This window comes from Pseudomonas sp. HR1 (genome assembly GCF_030175875.1).
In the GTDB taxonomy this organism is placed as follows: Bacteria; Pseudomonadota; Gammaproteobacteria; order Pseudomonadales; family Pseudomonadaceae; genus Chryseomonas; species Chryseomonas oryzihabitans.
This window is the reverse complement of sequence record NZ_JASNRF010000003.1, coordinates 758,748-772,131: the sequence shown is the minus strand read 5'-3', so window position 1 is coordinate 772,131 and position 13,384 is coordinate 758,748. Positions and strand designations below refer to the sequence as shown.

13 protein-coding genes are annotated in these 13,384 nt (G+C 67.9%); 5 read left to right on the top strand and 8 right to left on the bottom strand.

The genetic code is table 11. From position 1 onward, the window contains the following. Positions 1–56: 56 nt before the first annotated feature. Positions 57–1,214, bottom strand: a complete 1,158-nt coding sequence (gene hpxO, locus QKY98_RS14975) for an FAD-dependent urate hydroxylase HpxO (RefSeq protein WP_284671159.1) — start codon at positions 1,212–1,214, stop codon at positions 57–59. 291 nt (positions 1,215–1,505) lie between these two features. On the opposite strand from hpxO, the gene QKY98_RS14970 reads away from it, so the two are divergent. Next, positions 1,506–2,099 carry a Yip1 family protein gene (locus tag QKY98_RS14970; RefSeq protein ID WP_007159047.1) on the top strand — a complete coding sequence of 198 codons (594 nt, stop codon included), beginning with the start codon at positions 1,506–1,508 and terminating at the stop codon, positions 2,097–2,099. Between the two features lie 69 nt (positions 2,100–2,168). Here the strand turns inward: QKY98_RS14970 and QKY98_RS14965 are convergent, their stop codons facing one another. Further along, a complete protein-coding gene (locus QKY98_RS14965; RefSeq protein WP_284671158.1) occupies positions 2,169–2,945 on the bottom strand; it encodes a DODA-type extradiol aromatic ring-opening family dioxygenase in 777 nt (258 codons plus the stop codon). A gap of 23 nt (positions 2,946–2,968) precedes the next feature. Further along, positions 2,969–3,367: a DoxX family protein gene (locus QKY98_RS14960; protein ID WP_007159049.1), complete on the bottom strand. Its 399-nt coding sequence runs from the start codon at positions 3,365–3,367 to the stop codon at positions 2,969–2,971. A 102-nt stretch (positions 3,368–3,469) separates the two neighbouring features. Between QKY98_RS14960 and QKY98_RS14955 the strand changes: the two genes are divergently transcribed. The 3 genes from QKY98_RS14955 (at position 3,470) to QKY98_RS14945 (ending at position 5,526) form a co-directional block, all read left to right on the top strand. Beyond that, entirely contained in the window at positions 3,470–4,378 is a 909-nt protein-coding gene (locus QKY98_RS14955) for a LysR family transcriptional regulator (RefSeq protein WP_284671157.1), read from the top strand. A gap of 106 nt (positions 4,379–4,484) precedes the next feature. After that, positions 4,485–4,856 (top strand): YkgJ family cysteine cluster protein, encoded by a 372-nt coding sequence (locus tag QKY98_RS14950; protein ID WP_027596811.1) that lies wholly within the window; start codon positions 4,485–4,487, stop codon positions 4,854–4,856. Positions 4,857–5,253: 397 nt separating this feature from the next. Then, positions 5,254–5,526: an HU family DNA-binding protein gene (locus QKY98_RS14945; RefSeq protein WP_007159052.1), complete on the top strand. Its 273-nt coding sequence runs from the start codon at positions 5,254–5,256 to the stop codon at positions 5,524–5,526. A gap of 113 nt (positions 5,527–5,639) precedes the next feature. Here QKY98_RS14945 and QKY98_RS14940 read toward each other — a convergent pair whose 3' ends face one another. From QKY98_RS14940 to lpxO, 4 genes are all read right to left on the bottom strand, one after another. Then, positions 5,640–8,714 (bottom strand): error-prone DNA polymerase, encoded by a 3,075-nt coding sequence (locus QKY98_RS14940; protein WP_284671190.1) that lies wholly within the window; start codon positions 8,712–8,714, stop codon positions 5,640–5,642. After that, the gene (locus QKY98_RS14935) at positions 8,711–10,120 is read right to left on the bottom strand and encodes a Y-family DNA polymerase (RefSeq protein ID WP_284671156.1); all 1,410 of its coding nucleotides are present in this window, start codon (positions 10,118–10,120) and stop codon (positions 8,711–8,713) included. Before QKY98_RS14935 ends, QKY98_RS14940 begins: the two co-directional genes overlap by 4 nt. Positions 10,121–10,127: 7 nt before the next feature. After that, a complete protein-coding gene (gene imuA / locus QKY98_RS14930) occupies positions 10,128–10,742 on the bottom strand; it encodes a translesion DNA synthesis-associated protein ImuA (protein ID WP_007159055.1) in 615 nt (204 codons plus the stop codon). 122 nt (positions 10,743–10,864) lie between these two features. Next, positions 10,865–11,764: a lipid A hydroxylase LpxO gene (lpxO, locus tag QKY98_RS14925; protein ID WP_027596814.1), complete on the bottom strand. Its 900-nt coding sequence runs from the start codon at positions 11,762–11,764 to the stop codon at positions 10,865–10,867. Positions 11,765–11,944: 180 nt separating this feature from the next. Here lpxO and QKY98_RS14920 point away from each other — a divergent pair, with 180 nt between their 5' ends. Continuing rightward, positions 11,945–12,430 carry a DUF4124 domain-containing protein gene (locus tag QKY98_RS14920; RefSeq protein ID WP_007159057.1) on the top strand — a complete coding sequence of 162 codons (486 nt, stop codon included), beginning with the start codon at positions 11,945–11,947 and terminating at the stop codon, positions 12,428–12,430. 2 nt (positions 12,431–12,432) lie between these two features. On the opposite strand, the gene QKY98_RS14915 is transcribed toward QKY98_RS14920, so the two are convergent. Further along, positions 12,433–13,377 carry a SphA family protein gene (locus QKY98_RS14915; RefSeq protein ID WP_027602777.1) on the bottom strand — a complete coding sequence of 315 codons (945 nt, stop codon included), beginning with the start codon at positions 13,375–13,377 and terminating at the stop codon, positions 12,433–12,435. Positions 13,378–13,384: the final 7 nt, after the last annotated feature.

Here is a 13,384-nt window from a genome sequence, read left to right as displayed (position 1 = left end):
GACGTGGGCCTTTCGACCCCCGGCACTGCCATTCGTCCCCGCGGCCCAGAGCTATTTCACAGCGGACCGCCCTCGGCGGTCTTGCGCAGGCCGGCGATCACCGTCTCGCCGGTTTCCCGGGCCAGCTCGGCGTACCAGGCCTGGGTGGCCAGGGGCTCATGTCCGTGGGTGATCTCGCAGCGTTTGCGCGCCCGCTCGACGATGCCGGCCACCCGCTCCAGCCGCGCGGCCTGATAGGCCTGGAGCGCGGCCAGGGGATCCTGTTCGGCGTCCAGACAGCGCGCCAGCACCCAGGCATCCTCCATGGCCTGGCAACCGCCCTGTCCCAGGTCCGGGGCCATGGCATGGGCGGAATCGCCCAGGAGCGCCACCCGCCCCTGCACCAGGGTCGGCAACGGCCGGGTATCGTGGATCTCCACCCGGGCCACGCCCTGGGGGTCCAGCCGTTCGATCAGGCGCTGCACCGGCGGTGCCCAGCCGGCGAAGTGCTCGGCCAGTTCCGCGCGGTAACGGCTGCGGTCGTTGGGCGTGCCCTTGGGCAGGGGCACGTCGAAGAAGAAATAGAATTCATCGCCGCCCATGGGCATCAGCGAGACCCGCTGATGCGCCCCGACGAATTGCGCCCAGTCCTGGGCCTCGGCCAGATCCGGCGCGATCTGCACCCGCCCGTTCCAGTTCACGTAGCCGCAATACTCGCGGGTGATGGCCTGGCCCACCACCCGCTCCCGCAGGCGCGAGTGGGTGCCATCGGCGGCGATCAGCAGGTCGGCCCGTTCGCGCCGACCATCGCCGAGCAGCACGGTCACCCCGGCCGTATCCTGCTCGAAGCCCTCGCAGCCGACACCCAGGGTCACCCGCTCGGCGCCCACCGCTTCGAGCAGGAGGCGCTGCAGGTGGGCGCGGGCGATGGGGCGCGCCGGTCGACCCACGGCCTCATAGAGTGGCAGCAGGCTGAACCGGGTAAGCAACTGTCCCTCATGGTCGCGATAGCTCATGGTCTGCATGTCGCCGCTGACCGCGGCGATGGCGGACCCGAGCCCCAGCTGCTCCAGCACCTTGACGCCGTTGGGCCAGATGGAGATGGCCGCGCCGATGGGGGCCAGATCCTGCGCGCGCTCGAACAGACGGACCCGGTGGCCGGCCTGTTGCAGCGCCAGGGCGGCGGTGAGACCGCCCATGCCGGCGCCGGCGATGATGATGTCGAGAGATGGCATGACGGACCTCGTTGACCGGTAACAGATGCCTTGGGCAAGCAATTTCCTGACCAAGTGGTCAAGTATTGCCGCCCGGGCGTTGCCCGCTTGCCAGGGGCCCAGAAACGCACCAGGGTGGTGCCCCTTGACCATTGGTCGCTTCGTTTCCAGGCAGGCTGCCCTTCGTCGGCTCGCATGACGCATTCCAGAGCTCTTCTATACTCCTAAGGTAGTCGCCAGTCGCGTTGTACCCAGCGTTCGCCATCCACAGAGGCCCGCTTGCGGCGACCACAGCGGGTGAGGAGCAGGATCATGATCAATCATGTCTGGGGCCTGCTGGCCCATCCCGATCGCGAGTGGCAGCAGATTCGTCGCGAAGGGGAAACGGTCGGGCACTTCTTTGCCCATCATGTCGCCTTCCTGGCGGCCATTCCCGTCGTCGCTTCCCTCGTGGGTACCACGACCTTCGGCTGGCGCTTCGGTGGCGGTGAGGCCCATGTGCTGGACCTGCCTACGGCGGTGGTTCTGGCGGTCATCAGCTATGCGCTGATCATGGCGGCGGTGGTGGCAATGGGGCACGTGATCCACTGGCTGGCGCGGCGCTATCCGGATCGGCCTAGCGCCAACCGCTGCATCCTGTTCGCCGGCTACGTGGCTACGCCCATGCTGCTGAGCGGCCTGGTGGGCTTCTATCCGCTGGTGTGGCTGTGCGCCATCGCCGGGATCGTCGGCCTGGCCTATTCGGCCTACCTGCTCTATACCGGCATCCCCTCCTTCCTCAATATCGATCAGCGGGAAGGCTTCATCATGTCCGGCTCCACCCTGGCCATTGGGGTGCTGGTGCTGGAGGTGCTGATGGCCACCACGGTGCTGATGTGGGGGTATGGACCCGAGTTGTTTGGCTGATCGAATGTCGTTTTGACATAGCAAAAAGCCCGGATCCGTCAATCGATCCGGGCTTTTTGTCGTCAGGGGCTAGTGGCGGGAGAAGCCGTAGAGGTCCATGGCCAGGATGCGATGGGCGATGCCATCGTGATGGACGCTGAAGGTGCCCTCGGGATCGGCCGCGCCTAGGGCGACGAACAGCGGCAACAGGTGCTCGTCGGTGGGATGGGCCTGACGGGCCTGCGGCGCCTGACGCCGGTAGTCGAGCAAGGCGTTCAGATCCCGCTCGCGCAGGCGGCTCTGGATCCAGTGCTGGAAGTCCCGCACATAGCCGGGAGACTCGGCGCCGCCACGGCGGAAGTCACCGAGGTTGTGGGTCAGGCTGCCCGAACCGATCAGCAGGGTATCCGCCGGTAGCACCCTGGCCAGTGCCCGGCCCAGGGCAAAGTGGTAGTCCGGTCCACGGGCGGCGCTCATCGACAGCGGCACCACGGGGATTTGCGCGTCGGGATAGAGATAGCGCAAGGGCACCCAGGCGCCATGATCCAGTCCCTGCTCGCCCGTCTCGGCCTCCCAGCCCTGCTCGCGCAGGCCCTGGGCCAACTGCTCGGCCAGGGTCGGAGCGCCAGGCGCGGGATAATCCAGCTGATAGAGGGCCTCGGGAAAGCCATAGAAGTCATGGACGGTGGCCGGCCACGTGGCGTTGCCGAATACCGGTATCCGGGTGTCGAAGTGCGCCGAGACCACGACGATGGCGGCCGGGGTCGGCAGCGACCGCCCCAGGGCGCGCCAGGCCGCTCCCGCCGCACCGGCGTCGAGCGCCTCCATGGGCGAGCCGTGGGAAACGAACAGGGTGGGAAGCGACATGGTGGCGACCTCTCGAGCAGGATTCAGGAGCGCTTGCGTGCATCCCAGGAGAGCTGGCCCGCGCCCAGCAGCGCCAGGGCGGCAGCGGTCACGGCGAGAAAGACCGGATATTCCCAGCCACCGTGGGGATTGGAAAAGGACCAGCCGTTGCCGAAATGGACCGTCGCCGCCGCGAACAGTTGGACGGCGGCGACTGCGGCGACCGGACGCACCCAGGCGCCCAGGATCAGCAGCACGCCGGCGCCCAGCTCGAAGAAGGTGACCGGATAGGCCAGCCAGCCGGGAAAGCCCACCGAGGCGAAGAAACCCGCCGTGCCCGGCAGGGTGAACACCAGCAGCTTGGTCAGGCCATGGGCCAGGAACATGGCGCCCAGGGCCAGGCGCAGCAACAGGGGAGCATAGGAAGAGGTACGGTCGGTCATGCTGATTCTCGAACTGAGGAAAGATGACCCCATTGTCCTGTTTCCAAGACGCGAATAAAGGGGCACGCTGGGAATTAACTGTGCACGTTATGGAAACAATCTTTGGATACCCTGAAAGCTCTGCAGGCCTTCGTCAAGATCGTCGAACTGGGCAGCCTGACCGCGGCGGCGGAGCGGCTGGAGCTGTCCCGCTCGGTGCTGACCAAGCACCTGGCCGCCCTTGAACGGCATTACGGTACCCGGCTGCTGCAGCGCACCACCCGTACCCTGAGCCTGACCGAAGCCGGGCGCACCCTCCATGAAGGACTGGTGCCCCTGCTGGGTGATCTGGAGGCCCTCGAACAGCGCCTGCAGGAAGGCCACGAACGGCCCCGCGGGCGTCTCAGGGTCAGTGCGCCCCTGACCTTTGGCGTGCGTCACCTGGCGCCCCTGGTGAGCAGCTTCCTGCACGAATATCCCGAAGTCGCCATCGACCTGGAGCTGAGCGATCGCCAGGTGCGCCTGGTCGAGGAAGGCTTCGATCTGGCCGTGCGCATCGGCGACCTCAGCGATTCCAGCCTGGTGGCGCAGCCCCTGGGGGCGGTCGAGCTGTTCATCTGCGCCGCGCCCGCCTACCTGCAGCGCCACGGTCGCCCCGAGCATCCTGCCGAGTTGCGCGAGCACCGCTGCCTGCTCTACAGCTATGCCAACGACGGCGATCTCTGGGAATTCCGGCGCGACGACGAACGCCTGCAGATCAAGGTCAGCGGGCCGCTGCGCGCCAACAACGGCAGCGTCCTGCACCAGGCGGCGCTGGACGGCCATGGCATCATTCGCCAACCGGATTTCCTGGTGGGTGATGACCTGGCGGCGGGTCGGCTGGAGCGGCTGTTCGCGCCCTGGTACACCCAGGCCATCGCCATCCATGCCCTCTATCCCCATCGGCGCCTGGTGCCGGCCAAGGTGCGGCTGTTCATCGCCTGGCTGCAGCGACATCTGGTCACGCCCGGGCCGCGAAAAGGCCTGCCGTAGGTCGCCGCCGAACGGTCGTTGAGAGGGGCTTCGCAGCCTCGCGGGGCTTGCCTAGAATCCCGGTCTGTCCCGCCGGCGCTGCCGGTTTCTGCGATGGCTGTCGTCCATGTCGACCGAGAATCCCTGCCTCAGCTGTGGCGCCTGCTGCGCCCATTTCCGCGTGTCTTTCTATTGGGGCGAATGCCAGTCGGCCGGTGGCCTGGTGCCCGACCACCTGACCGTCGCGATCAGCCCGCATCTGGTGGCCATGCAAGGTACCGAGCAGAAGCCGGTACGCTGCGCCGCCCTGCTCGGCGAGGTCGGCTGCGGCACGCGCTGCACCGTCTACGAGAACCGTTCCAGCACCTGCCGCGAGTTCACCGCCGCCTGGGAGAACGGCGAAGCCAATCCCCATTGCGATGCGGCCCGCGCCGCCTATGGGTTGCCACCCCTGACGCCGCCGTTGCAGCCGCATCTATCGCCCGATCGCGTAGCTTAGGCACTGTACGAAAACTGCCTGCGCTCGGTGATGCTTCGTTGAAAAACCTTTCGGAATGCTCATTTACCACTCGTAAACTCCGCTTCCTCAAGGTTTTTCGCCTCGCCTCACCATCGCTCGGCGACTTTTCGTTCAGCGCCTAGAGGAAACCAAACGGCCATCGCCGCTGCCCAAAAAGGCGACGGCTGGGCTGTAAAGCGTGGAAAATGCAGTGCGGATCAGGTTTTCACGGCCCTGCTTGATCGAATACCCTATCGCTCTTTCGCCCGCTATGCGTATCCTGTAGCGCCGAACAACAAGGCTGCTTCAACCGGCCACGTAGAGGCTCACAAAGGCTCTACGCAAGGCAAAGCTGCCGCTATACTGCCTGGCCAATACTCACACATGGAGTTTTTACATGAATAAAGCTGAGCTGATCGACGCCATTGCCGCGTCTGCCGACCTGCCCAAGGCCACCGCTGCCAAAGCCCTGGACGCCTTCACCACTGCGGTGACCGACGCCCTGAAGCAAGGCGACAGCGTCAGCCTGGTCGGTTTCGGAACTTTCGCAGTAAAAGAGCGCGCTGCTCGCGAAGGCCGCAACCCGCAGACCGGTGCCACCATCAAGATCGCCGCTGCCAAGCTGCCCGGCTTCAAGCCCGGCAAAGGCCTGAAAGACGCCGTCAGCTAAGACTGCGTTGGTCGATTCTTGTCTTCCGGGCGCTCCAGAGCGCTTCGGAAGACAGTCCCCCCGCTCCACCCGCTCTCTCCCTCCTCCGCTTTTCCCCCTCTCCCCTCTCCGTCCTAGTGAAAATCCCGACTCGACACCATGAGCTCGTCGAGCAGCGGACTCAGATCGGTCAGGCGACCGGCGATCAGGTGCTGCACCCCCGCCTCCCGTTCCAGATGCCCCTCGACCTGTAGCAGCCGTGCCTGCAGCAGGGGTCGACGCTGCTGTTCGCCCACCGCGCGCCAGACCACCACATTGAGCATGCCGTGCTCGTCTTCCAGGGTCACGAAGATCACCCCGCTGGCCGTGCCAGGGCGCTGACGTCCGCGCACCAGTCCGGCTACCCGCACCAGGGCACCGGGCTTGATCTCATCCAGCTGCCGGAAATCCCGACAGCGCCGCGCCTGGAGTTCGCCGCGCAGCAGACTCAGCGGATGCGGCCCCAGGGTGGTGCCCAGCATGCGGTAGTCGGCATGGACGTTTTCCGCAACACTGGGCGCGGGCAAGGCTGGTCGTTCCTCCAGGGCGCTGTCCGCCGATGCGAACAGCGGCAGCTGGCGCTCCACCCCGGCCATGGCCCAGCGCGCCTGATGGCGATCACCGGCCAGCTCCGCCAGGGCGCCGGCCTCGGCCAGCTGTCCGCGCGCCCGGGCATCCAGCTCGGCCCGGCGACAGAGGTCCTCGACGTCGCGAAAGGGCTGCGTACCCCGCGCCGCCACCAGGCGCCGACCCACCGCCTCCGCCAGTCCCTGCACCAGGCGCAGGCCCAGGCGGATCGCCGGCTGGTGGCCGGCCCCCGCCTCCAGCCGGCAGTCCCAGTCGCTGGCCTGCACGGTCACCGCGCGCACCTCGATGCCGTGGCGCCGGGCGTCCTGGAGGACCTGGTCGGGACTGTAGAACCCCATCGGCCAGCTGTTGACCAGGGCACAGGCGAAGGCGGCCGGCTCGTGGCACTTGAGCCAGGAGCTGGCATAGGTCAGCAGGGCAAAGCTGGCGGCATGGGATTCGGGAAAGCCGTAGCTGCCGAAGCCCTTGATCTGCTCGAAGAGGCGCGCGGCGAATTCCGGGCGATAGCCGCGTTCGACCATGCGGTTGTGCAGGCGTTGACGATGGGGTTCGAGGCCGCCATGACGCTTCCAGGCCGCCATGGAGCGGCGCAGCTGATCGGCCTCGCCCGGCGAATATTCGGCGGCGACCATGGCGATCTGCATCACCTGTTCCTGGAACAGCGGCACTCCCAGGGTGCGTTCCAGCGCCGGCCGCAATTCGTCATGGGGATAGTCGGCCTCTTCCTCGCCATTCCGGCGGCGCAAATAGGGATGCACCATGTCGCCCTGGATCGGCCCGGGGCGGACGATGGCCACCTCGATCACCAGGTCGTAGAGGGTTCGCGGCCGGAGGCGCGGCAGCATGGCCATCTGGGCGCGGGATTCGATCTGGAACACCCCAACCGTGTCGGCGCGGGAGATCATGGCGTAGGTGGGCGCATCTTCCTGGGGCAGGCTGGCCAGGGTCCAGCGCTGGCCGCGCCAGTTGGCGACCAGGTCGAAGCAGCGGCGCAGAGCGCTGAGCATGCCCAGGGCGAGGATGTCGACCTTGAGCAGGCCCACGGCATCGAGGTCGTCCTTGTCCCACTGGATCAGGGTGCGCTCGGGCATGGCGGCGTTTTCCACCGGCACCAGCGTGGCCAGGGGCGCCTCGGAGATGACGAAGCCGCCGGGATGCTGGGAGAGATGCCGGGGAAAGCCGATCAGTTGACCGGCAAGGATGAGCACCCGCTGCAGCAGGGGGCTGTCGGGATCGAAACCCGCTTCGCGCAGGCGCGCGGGGCCGGGGATCTCGTCGGTCCAGCGCCCGGCGCACCCGGACAGGGCGTCGAGCTGGTCGCCCGGCAGGCCCAGCGCCTTGCCGACATCGCGCAGGGCGCCGGCGGCATGGTAGGTGCTGACCACCGCGGTGAGCGCGGCCCGCTCGCGGCCATAGCGGCGAAAGACGTACTGGATGACCTCTTCGCGGCGCTCGTGCTCGAAGTCGACGTCGATGTCGGGCGGTTCGTCGCGCTCGCGGGAGATGAAGCGCTCGAACAGCAGATTGCCGGTGAGCGGATTCAGCTCGGTGATGCCCAGCACGTAGCAGACCACCGAGTTGGCCGCCGAGCCGCGGCCCTGGCAGAGGATGTGCTGGCGGCGGGCGTAGTCGACGATGTCGTGCACGGTGAGAAAGTAGTTCTCGTAGCCCTTCTCGGCGATCAGCGCCAGCTCCCGGGCCACCTGGTCGGTGACCCTTGCCGGCGCCCCCTCCGGCCAGCGCCATACCAGGCCGCGGCGGGTCAGCTCGGCCAGCCAGGAGCCCGCCGTCTCGCCGGTGGGTATCACCTCCCGGGGATAGCGATAGCGCAACTCGCCCAGTTCGAAGCGGCAGCGGGCGGCGATCGCCAGGGTCTCGGCGCGCAGCGCCGCGGGATAGAGGCCCTCCAGCACTGCCAGCGGCCGCAGATGACGCTCGCCGTTGGGATGCAGGTGATAGCCGGCCTCGGCCACCGGCAGGTGATGGCGGATGCCGGTGAGCACATCCTGCAGGGCACGGCGTCCGCGGGTGTGCATGTGCACGTCGCCGCAGGCCACTGCCGGCACGCCCAGCTGCCTGCCCAGCGACTGCAACTGCAAGAGTCGGGCGGCATCGTCGGCGCCGCGCAGCAATTCGACGCCGAGCCAGAGGCGCTCGGCGAAGACGCTCCTGAGCCATTCGCCCTCCTCGGTCGCGGGTTCGCCGCCCGGCAGCCAGATCGCCAGCAAGCCGGGCAAGGGCTGCTGTAGATCCGCGCGACCCAGCTGGTAGCGGCCCTTGGGTGCTCGGCGGCGGGCCCGGGTGATCAGCGCGCAGAGGCACTCGTAACCCGGCAGATCCTCCACCAGCAGCACCAGGCGCAGACCGTCGTCGAGGGTCAGTTCGCTGCCGATGATCAGGGGCAGCCCGACCTGGCGCGCCGCCTGCCAGGCGCGGACGCTGCCGCTCAGGGTGCATTCGTCGGTGATGGCCAGCGCCGCGTAGCCCAGCGCCTTGGCCCGTTCGAACAATTCCAGGGCACTGGAGGCACCGCGCTGGAAGCTGAAATTCGACAGGCAGTGCAACTCGGCATAGCCGCTCATGCGAACCAGCCCTGGATCCACCAGGGCGCCTCCTCGCCATAGCGGCGAAAGGCCCAGGCCTGGCGTCCGTCGGCCACCTCGATGCGGTAGTAGTCGCGCCGCTGATCGCCCCCGTCCCACCAGCCGCTTTCGATGCGCTCGGGACCGGCGAGGACCCGGCGCGGCTGGCCGTCGAGGGGACGCGGTTCGCTCAGCAGCCAACCCGGACGCAGGCCGGGCAAGGCGGTCTCCAGACGCCGCTGGTGGCGCCAGACCAGGGCGCGCTCGGGACGATGATCCGCCTGGATGCCGAGCCCCAGCACCGCTTCCTCGCCCAGCCGGGCACGCAGGCGTTCGCGTAGCACTTCCCAGCCCACGGCCTGGGCGGGACGCTCGTCGAACAGGCCATGGCGTTCCGGCACGAAGAGCGGCAACTCCTCGCTTTCCAGGCGCAGCGCCAGCACCGGGGCCACCACCTGCAGCTGTTCGAGGCGACCGCGGGCGAATTCGAACAGCAGGGCGGCATCGCGTTCGGGGGCCAGCAGGCCGATGGTGAGGGTGGTGGCCGGCCCCTGGCGATGTTCCAGCCAGAGCAGGAAGCGCTGCACGCCCCGGTCGCGACTTGCCAGCCAGACCGCCAGATCGGCGGTGAGGCGACGCAGGGGGAACAGCAGCGCCTGGTGGGATTCCACCTCGAAATTGAGCTCCACCCGCGCCACGAAACGATCGGGCGGCCGATAGAACTCCAGCGCCAGGCTGCGACTGCCGCCCAGCAGATCCAGCTGCTGCAGCAGCTCGGGGGCGAAGCGCCGGGCCAGGGCGGCCCTGGGCAGGGCCTTGAGTTGCTCCAGGCGGCGGATGCCCATGCGCACCAGCGCCTGGGCCTGCTGGGGGGCGAAACCGGCGCGCTCCACGGGCAGCCGATCGAGCAGGCGCGGCAGATCGTCCGGCGCGGCGATGAGGCCATCGGCGACATTGGTCAGCATGCGCGCCGCCACCGGATTGGGCGCCAGCGCCAGCCGGTGGCGAAAGCCCAGGCCCTGGAGCTCCTGGCGCAGGCGCCGCTCCAGCCGTGGCCAGGGCCCCAGCAGCGGCAGGCTGGACTGGATCTCCAGCAGCAGCGCCCGCGGATAGTGGCGACTGACCTGGGAGCTGAAGCCGTAGCCCCAGGCCGCCAGCAGCGCCTCGGCCGTCTCGATGAGCGCCGGGTCGTATTCATGCTGCTCGAAGTCGCGGGTCAGCGCCTGGGCGGCGGTCAGGGTCAGGCCGGGGCGCAGCCCCAGGGCCCGCGCGGCCGGATTGACCGCCTGCAGCAGGCGGCGCTGTGGCGGACCGGAAAGCAGCACCAGCGGCCGCTCCGGCTGGGGATGACGGCGCAGCACGGCATCCAGCGCCAGCTGCGGAAAGAGGATGCAGGCCCAGCGCATGGCAAGCTCAAGCGCCGCCGGCCAGATCGAGCACGCCGGGCTGACCGCCGCGGCATTTGCGGATGTGCAGCCGTTCCAGCGGCGCCCTGAGTTCCAGGCGCAAGGCCGCCGGCGAAGGATTGTCCAGGGCGGCGGCCGGGCGCAGGGCGAAGGCCAGGGTGCGGCCGCTCTCGGCGGCGACCTGCAGCCGGCGCAGCTGGCGATCGTCGGCGCGTTCGGGCCAGCAGAGCACCGCGCCGAAGCAACCGGAGCGCAGGCACTGCTCGGCGGCCCAGAGCACCTCGGCGCCCTGGGCGCGGATCACCACCAGGGCATCCAGCGCCACGCCGGCCGCCTGCCAGGCCAGGGGATAGGGCAACAGCGGCGGCCCGATCAGGGCGATGCGCTCGGCGGCCTGGCTCAGGCGCGCCAGGGTCGGCCAGAGCAGCCGCAACTCGCCATGGCCAGGGCCGGCGAGCAGCAATTCGGTCAGGGCCGCTTCCGGCCAGCCGGCGCCGGGCAAATGGGCATCCAGGGCGGCGACCCCGGTGGGCTGGTCGCTGCGCCGGGCGTCGGGACTGGTCTGCCCCTTCCACAGGCGCCGCTCCTCGAACAGCCGGGCCAGGCTGGCGCCGCCGCTCATGCCGCCAGACCTGCAGGGATATTGTCCATGGCCATCGCCTCTATCTGTATATGCATACAGTATTAGAGGCGATTCGCATCGGGGTCAAGTCGAACCGCTGTCTTTGCGGTTGCAGGGATCGCTCAGATCCAGATCACCACGCCGACCAGCGCGGCCAGCAACAGCCACTGTTCGAGGTAGTAGCGGAAGCGGTTGCGCTTCTTCAGCGCCTTGCCGCGCTGGCGGATGCGATAGAGGTGCCGGAAGGCGCGATTGAGGCCGCCGGTCTTGTCGCTGGCGTCATTGGGCGAGGCCGCCGAGGCCAGCAGGGTGCCACTGACCCAGCGGTTGAAGGCGCTTGCCCAGCGATAGCGCAGCGGCCTTTCCACGTCGCAGAACAGGATGATGCGATCCTGGTCGGTGGTGTTCTCGGCGTAGTGGATGAAGGTTTCGTCAAATACCACCGCCTGGCCATCGCGCCAGTGATAGCGCTGGCCGTCCACCTCGATGAAGCAGCGTGGATCATTGGGCGTGGCCAGGCCCAGGTGATAGCGCAGGGAGCCGCCATAGGGATCGCGATGGCGCACCAGCCGCGATCCGGGCGGCAACTCGGCGAACATGGCCGCCTTGACCGTGCCGATGCCGCGCAGCAATTCGGTGGTCCTGGGGCACAGCTGCATGGCGGAAGGATGGCTGTCGCCGTACCACTTCAGATAGAAGCGCTTCCAGCCGCTCTTGAAGAAGGAGTTGAAGCCGGCATCGTTGTGCTCGGCGGATTTCTTGATCTGGCCGGCGCGCAGCAGGTCGAGGGCCTCGTCGCGGATCAGCTGCCAGTTGTCCTGCAGCACCTGGAGTTCGGGAAAGCGCTCCACCGGGTGATAGGGCGCGTTGGGCACCCGCGAGGTCAGGAACATGAAGGTGTTCAGCGGCGCCAGAAAGGTCGAATGGTCACTGAGCTGACGCAGCAAGCGATGGCGCACCCGGCCGCGAAAGTGCACATACAAAACACAGAGAAAAAAACCGCCAATCACGAACCACTTCACGCGTCGCTGCCCTGAAAAGAATGTTTCCGGATGTTATACGCCTCACCTCGGGCCGGGCCTAGTCTTTACAGTCTGACGATAAGCTGAATGCCTGGTGTCGAGCCGGACAGCAGCACTGGGAGCCGTAGCGGGCATCTTGTATCCTGCAGGTGACAATTCGAGTGCCCGGAGGGCCTCATCATGCGTTCGCTGCTCTATGGCCTGCTGCTCGCCAGTGGCGTCGTGGCCGCTCAGGATGTCTACAAGTGCGTGGACGACCAGGGCCGGACGACCTATACCCAGGGCGCCTGCCCAACGAATAGTCAGATCACCACCATTCCGCTGCAGAGCCTGCCCGAGAGCAACGGTTTCACGCCGCCGCCCCGGCCTGCCACGCCGCCGCCGGCCGCCGCGCCGCGGGAGGTCACCGTGGTACCCGCCCCCGCTTCCAGCCGCCAACGTCCGGTCGACGACGTCACCGTGGTCGGTGGCTCTTCGTCCTCTTCCAGCTTTCGCCAGGAAAGCGAGGTGCGCGGCTCCGGCATCATCTATCAGCCGGTGCCGGTCTACATCGACCGCCGGCCGCGCAACGAGACCTGGCACATGGTGCCCCATCCCCAGGCGCAGCAGCCCCAGCCGCCGGCGCCTCCGCCGCCGCCGAACCGGGGCATTCCCATCGATCGCTAGCACTAGAGCTTGTGCAGGAAGTTGACGACGAACTTGCGCCCTTCGGTGCGGTTCTCGGCGTCCTGCTCGAAGTAGCTGTTGACGGTGATCAGATTCTCCCGGGAAAAGGCGTAGGTGAAACCCGGCCCCCAGGCCCAGACCTTTTCCCGCCGCCCGCTGACGTCGTGACCATCGACCTGGGTGTCGGTGATCTGCCGCAGCCAGTAGCCGCTCAGACCGACGCTGAGGCGATCGTTCAGCGCGTACTGGGTGGCGAAGTTGGCGTGCAGCGCCTGGCCGGCCTGGGTGTCGGAGACCGCGCCGAAGCTGCGCAGCGGCTGGTCGTTCTTGCCGTTCCACAGGTACCAGAAGCGTCCGGTCACCGACCACTGGGGCGTCAGCCAGTAGGTAGTAGCGTAGTAGGGATTGAAGGACCAGAAGTTGCTGCCCGGATTGATCGCCCGGTCGCGGTCGTAGCGACCGGTGGGGGCGACGATCTCGGCCTCGATGCGTTGCGCCCAGCGCGGTCCGCCGTCGGGGCGGGTGGTGGTGGGCAGTTGCAGGAAGGCACCCAGGGTCAGGTCCCCTACCCCTTCGCGGGCGCTCAGCGCCTGGCCGCCGAGGCCGTCATCGACATCGGCGTGGGCCAGCCAGGGCAGGATGGCGGTGAATCCGGGCATGGCGCCATTGGCCAGGGGCTGGCCGACATAGATGATCTGGCTGACCGGGGCGAAGGTGGTCAGCTCCTGCTTGGGCAGGGGCAGCTTGCGGCCGTCCTGGTCGTTGAAGCGGCTGGTCTTGCCGTAGATCAGGTACTCCTCCCAGTACCAGCCGGGACCGTCCGGCGCCGGGGCGCCGTCGTAGAAGCTGGTGGAGCCGAGATTGAGACCGGGCAGGTCGTAGGCCTGGGCCAATGTGGAGGCGAGACTGGCCGCGGCCAGCAGACCGAATCCGAAACGTGTGCGCATGACGTCG

Coding starts and splice junctions, on each gene's coding strand:
- QKY98_RS14965 (WP_284671158.1), bottom strand. CDS start 2,945: ATGTCGCTTCCCACCCTGTTCGTTTCCCACGGCTCGCCCATGGAGGCG.
- hpxO (WP_284671159.1), bottom strand. CDS start 1,214: ATGCCATCTCTCGACATCATCATCGCCGGCGCCGGCATGGGCGGTCTC.
- QKY98_RS14970 (WP_007159047.1), top strand. CDS start 1,506: ATGATCAATCATGTCTGGGGCCTGCTGGCCCATCCCGATCGCGAGTGG.
- QKY98_RS14940 (WP_284671190.1), bottom strand. CDS start 8,714: ATGAGCGGCTATGCCGAGTTGCACTGCCTGTCGAATTTCAGCTTCCAG.
- QKY98_RS14935 (WP_284671156.1), bottom strand. CDS start 10,120: ATGCGCTGGGCCTGCATCCTCTTTCCGCAGCTGGCGCTGGATGCCGTG.
- QKY98_RS14960 (WP_007159049.1), bottom strand. CDS start 3,367: ATGACCGACCGTACCTCTTCCTATGCTCCCCTGTTGCTGCGCCTGGCC.
- imuA (WP_007159055.1), bottom strand. CDS start 10,742: ATGAGCGGCGGCGCCAGCCTGGCCCGGCTGTTCGAGGAGCGGCGCCTG.
- QKY98_RS14950 (WP_027596811.1), top strand. CDS start 4,485: ATGTCGACCGAGAATCCCTGCCTCAGCTGTGGCGCCTGCTGCGCCCAT.
- QKY98_RS14945 (WP_007159052.1), top strand. CDS start 5,254: ATGAATAAAGCTGAGCTGATCGACGCCATTGCCGCGTCTGCCGACCTG.
- QKY98_RS14915 (WP_027602777.1), bottom strand. CDS start 13,377: ATGCGCACACGTTTCGGATTCGGTCTGCTGGCCGCGGCCAGTCTCGCC.
- QKY98_RS14920 (WP_007159057.1), top strand. CDS start 11,945: ATGCGTTCGCTGCTCTATGGCCTGCTGCTCGCCAGTGGCGTCGTGGCC.